We start from the raw sequence: 4761 nt of genomic DNA on the forward strand, positions 1-4761 counted from the left end.
GGGGTTGGGCGTTGGGCACCGGCGGCCGGACCACAGGCGGTCCGGCGTTCGTGGGCGGCCCGTCCCGGCTGGAGCCATGACGGCCAGGACGGGCCGCGCCCCGGCGGGGGCCGACCCTGGGGAGGGAGCCGCCGGGGAGCCGTGCCCGCGACCCCCTTACGTCGCGGGCGCAGCCGTCTACTCGCCGTCCACCGGCTCGGCCCCGAGTCCCGGGCGGGGCCACCACCTCACACGCGGGCGGCGGTTGACCCCCGGCAGCAGGGAGATGACGGAGTCGGCCACCTCCACGGCGCCCTGCGGGTCGTACTCAATCGGGCCGATCGGCATCCACCAGCCCGAGCGTGGCTCTTGGCCCGGGTGCAGCGGTGGCATCCAGATCATCCAGGCCCGCCGCCGCGGCCCCCAGTGGGCCATCTGGATCAGCACGCTCCCCAGCAGGACGGGTTCAGCGTCCTGGAGGTCGGTATAGATCCCGGCGGAGATGAGCTGCATGTCCTGGTCGGCGTCGGTGACGTACCCGGTGTCGCCGAGGGCCGCTACCAGCCGGTCGAACGCGTCCTGCTCCGACACCTCGGGCTCGGGGATCTCGGCGGTCATGCGGCCTGCCGGCACAGCACGTAGGGCCGGGCACTCGGCGGCGGCTCGAACGCAGCCAGGGCGCAGTCGAGCGCGTCCACGTCATCCGAGGCCAGCGAGATCTCCACGGCCCGGTGCCGCGCCCTGTACGGGGCCGCGTTCCCAGTCCGGTAGGTGACCTCCCACCGGCCCGCGTGGCGCTCCGCCATTGCCGCGAAGACCGGGTAGTCCGGGATGCGGGACGGGTCCGCGGCCGGACGCTGCGCCTGCGCCGGGAGGAACCGGCGGTGCCGGCCGGACTGTGGTGGTCGGCGAGGCGGCGCGTTAAGAAGTTCGGTTGCGGTAGCCATGCCGTGACGGTATGTCTCCGCAAATGGTGATTGACAGATGGTGACTGGTGACTATCCCAGGTCACCGGCTATGTCTACGGCGGTGTCTCGCAGCCACGTGGGCGCCTCCCGATCGCGGCGGATCTCCCGCAACGTTTCGTGGAACCTACGGCGGTTGCGGCCGGAGCTGATCACGTCCATGAGTGGCAGCGCCGCCAGCAGCGCGTCCTCGCACTCCCGCCATGCTCTCGCCTTCCGGTACGCCCTGGCCACGCTGATCCGGTAGTACAGCGTGCCGCGGCCGTCGGTGCGGCGCCGACTCGACATCTCCTCAGCCCGCAGTAGCCTCTCCAGAGCCGCCGATGCGTCCCCGAGCAGGAGCAGGGATTCGCCCTCGTGGCCTGTCACCTCGGTCTCATCCACCCACCACGTCCACGCCGGGTCGCGGTCGGTGATCGAGTCACCGAGGTCAGCCATGGCCGTGCCGATAGCGGCCAGTGCTCGAGGCCGGTCCCCAGCGTGAGCAAGAGCCCGTCCGCGCCGCACCCGCGCCAGAAGCGCCACCCGCGGCGGCAGGCGTAGCTCTTCCAGCAGCTCGTCGGCGATGCGTAGAGACTCCCCGACTCGTCCGGCTTCCAGGTCCTGCATGGCCAGGTTCGTCAATGCGAACCTGCGCATGGACGTGTCCCCTGCATGGCGGGCGAGCATGTGAGCTTCCAGTGATGCCACCCGGGCCTCGTCTTGGCGGTTGGCGTCGAAAAGCAACCACCCCGCCAATTCCGCAAGTTCAGCGACAGCTGCGAGGTAGGCCCGGCCGTCCGGACCTTCGGTGGCAACCCTGTCGAGCTGGCGGTGAGCGGTGCGCCAGACCTGTACGGCGGTGGCTGCGATGGCGTCCCCGCCGTAGCGGCCATCGAGTGCGACCAGGTGGCGGATGGTGTCGTGGAGGTGAGCGACCTCCGACCCGATGTCGTCTCCAGGGTCTGATGCTGGCGGGACGGGCGTGGTCGGCGCGAGTGTGGTGCCCAGCTCAGTGTCGACCAGGCGCAAGAAATCAGTGCTGGGCTGCTGGCGTCCGTGCAGGACGCGGCTGACGTAGGCATGGTTGTAGTGGACTCGCCGGGCAAGCTCGCGCACGCCCACGCCAGCGCGGTCCATGGCTTCGCGGAGGGCTGCCGCCGTCGGGGTAGTCTGCCCCATGGTCCCGTCCTGTTCTGTTCGGCTCGCACTGCCAGAGTAGGCCGGGACCGCCTGCGTTCTAGGGGTCCCAGCGCGATGCCCGCTACAGTTCGTGGGACGGCCCGCACCACGCCTGCGGTAGCCATGCCACCGGCGCGTGCGGGCCGTCCCGCTGTCCTGTACCTGTCAGGCCCCGGCTGGGACGGACGGGTCACCCCCACGTGCGTGGGGCGGGCGTGGCCAGGGTGGGACGTCTACGTCGTCTCGGCGGGTCACCCCCACGTGCGTGGGGCGGGCGTGGCTTCGTCGGCCGGTCATCGCGTTGTGCTCGGGTCACCCCCCACGTGCGTGGGGCGGGCGAAGACAAGAAGGACCAGAAGCAGAACTCGCCCGGGTCACCCCCACGTGCGTGGGGCGGGCATGTACGCCCCGAACCGGCGGTCGCCCGACGTCGGGTCACCCCCACGTGCGTGGGGCGGGCCCGTCAGCGGCGAACTGGGCCTCGAACTGGGCCGGGTCACCCCCACGTGCGTGGGGCGGGCCTGCACGGCACCCTCGGCCAGCGCATCGAGAGCGGGTCACCCCCACGTGCGTGGGGCGGGCAGGCCGAGGCTGTCGAGGTACTGCCGGACGACCGGGTCACCCCCACGTGCGTGGGGCGGGCGGCGAGGTTCGCGTGCGGACCTGGCTGCCCGACGGGTCACCCCCACGTGCGTGGGGCGGGCGGCCCGTTTTGGCACATGTAATAAACCCAGGGCGGGTCACCCCCACGTGCGTGGGGCGGGCAACTCCATGGAGAACGGCTCGATCACCGCGAGCGGGTCACCCCCACGTGCGTGGGGCGGGCGGCGCCGATGAGGAAGTTCAGCAGTCCCAAGGCGGGTCACCCCCACGTGCGTGGGGCGGGCGCCGCGATCCGAGCGGAGCTGGGATCGTGACCCGGGTCACCCCCACGTGCGTGGGGCGGGCCGTAGGTGCGGTCGGTGAGCGAGGCGCGCACGCGGGTCACCCCCACGTGCGTGGGGCGGGCCGCTCGGCGTGGAGCCGCTGCTGGAGGGTGGCCGGGTCACCCCCACGTGCGTGGGGCGGGCTCGTTCGGGACCGCCCATCACCTCAAGGAGGTCGGGTCACCCCCACGTGCGTGGGGCGGGCTTGTCCTCCGGGCTCAGGGCGCGGCGCGCGCGCCGGGTCACCCCCACGTGCGTGGGGCGGGCGGCCATGGCGAACCTGCCCGAGCTGGTGCGCGCGGGTCACCCCCACGTGCGTGGGGCGGGCCCGTGGTGGAGGAACTGGCGCTCGTACTCGCGCGGGTCACCCCCACGTGCGTGGGGCGGGCCACTCGGCCCGGTCGATCCAGTCCTCGGCCGCCGGGTCACCCCCACGTGCGTGGGGCGGGCGGGTCATCGAACTCCGTGTCGCGCAGGTCGGCCGGGTCACCCCCACGTGCGTGGGGCGGGCGGCCGGCGCCAGCGCGGCAGCCACGGCCACCTCCTCGGGTCACCCCCACGTGCGTGGGGCGGGCAGCCCCATGGAGCTGCGCAAGCTGGGCCACACCGGGTCACCCCCACGTGCGTGGGGCGGGCTGGCCGGCCGCAGCCAGTTCGGCGCGGCGGTCCGGGTCACCCCCACGTGCGTGGGGCGGGCTCGGACAAGTAGTTCCAGGCGGCCCCGATGCTCGGGTCACCCCCACGTGCGTGGGGCGGGCGAGCCGGTCTGGCGGATCTGGCGCAGGATCTCCGGGTCACCCCCACGTGCGTGGGGCGGGCGGCAAGCCGGCTACGACGAACTCGCGGAACGCCGGGTCACCCCCACGTGCGTGGGGCGGGCTGCGCCGTACTGGCGGTGACGTTGGCCGGCATCGGGTCACCCCCACGTGCGTGGGGCGGGCCTCGCCCAGCACCGCATCCAGCCCGCCCTGGACGGGTCACCCCCACGTGCGTGGGGCGGGCCCCTCTGCTGGCCGAGGCCCCGTGTCAGGCGGCGGGTCACCCCCACGTGCGTGGGGCGGGCATCCAGTCGGAGATGAGCTGGTCGCCGGCGGTCGGGTCACCCCCACGTGCGTGGGGCGGGCCTGATCTGCCCAGACACCGACAACGCCGACGCCGGGTCACCCCCACGTGCGTGGGGCGGGCCTGCACGGCACCCTCGGCCAGCGCATCGAGAGCGGGTCACCCCCACGTGCGTGGGGCGGGCGCGGCGTACACCGGGGTGTCCGCCGCGGTCATCGGGTCACCCCCACGTGCGTGGGGCGGGCCTCGTTTCCTCGCCCCGACCATCTGGCCGGGGCGGGTCACCCCCACGTGCGTGGGGCGGGCGCAACGTTCCGTTGCAGTGCAACGTAAAGTTGCGGGTCACCCCCACGTGCGTGGGGCGGGCGATCTCGGCTACTGCGTCCAGTGCTGGCGGCACGGGTCACCCCCACGTGCGTGGGGCGGGCGTGGTCGACCTGAATCAGAGGGCTGATCATCTCGGGTCACCCCCACGTGCGTGGGGCGGGCGTGAGAACGCCCCGGATGACGACCCGTCCGGGCGGGTCACCCCCACGTGCGTGGGGCGGGCACCAGTCCCTCGGACCTGAGCGTCGAGAGGGCCGGGTCACCCCCACGTGAGTGGGGCGGGCGACCTCAAGGAGTACCTCGGCGACCGCAGAGCCGGGTCACCCCACGTGCGTGGGGCG

The 4761-nt window shown here is 73.3% G+C and carries 3 protein-coding genes and 1 CRISPR repeat array; all 3 genes read right to left on the reverse strand.

All coding sequences use genetic code 11. The annotated features are described in order from the left end of the window. Positions 1-177 precede the first annotated feature (177 nt). Genes DEF28_RS25545 through DEF28_RS25555 form a run of 3 tightly spaced genes read right to left on the reverse strand, consistent with a single transcriptional unit; the run spans position 178 to position 2105 of the window. On the reverse strand, positions 178-597 hold the full coding sequence (locus tag DEF28_RS25545) for a hypothetical protein (protein ID WP_114400326.1): 420 nt from the start codon (positions 595-597) through the stop codon (positions 178-180). Continuing rightward, the gene (locus DEF28_RS27335) at positions 594-926 is read right to left on the reverse strand and encodes a hypothetical protein (protein WP_147280245.1); all 333 of its coding nucleotides are present in this window, start codon (positions 924-926) and stop codon (positions 594-596) included. Before DEF28_RS27335 ends, DEF28_RS25545 begins: the two co-directional genes overlap by 4 nt. 51 nt (positions 927-977) lie before the next feature. After that, positions 978-2105: a helix-turn-helix domain-containing protein gene (locus tag DEF28_RS25555; RefSeq protein ID WP_114400324.1), complete on the reverse strand. Its 1128-nt coding sequence runs from the start codon at positions 2103-2105 to the stop codon at positions 978-980. A 186-nt stretch (positions 2106-2291) separates the two neighbouring features. Beyond that, positions 2292-4704: direct repeats of the CRISPR family, unit length 29 nt; unit sequence CGGGTCACCCCCACGTGCGTGGGGCGGGC. Positions 4705-4761: the final 57 nt, after the last annotated feature.

The sequence above is a fragment of the Marinitenerispora sediminis genome, assembly GCF_003336425.1.
In the GTDB taxonomy this organism is placed as follows: domain Bacteria; phylum Actinomycetota; class Actinomycetes; order Streptosporangiales; family Streptosporangiaceae; genus Marinitenerispora; species Marinitenerispora sediminis.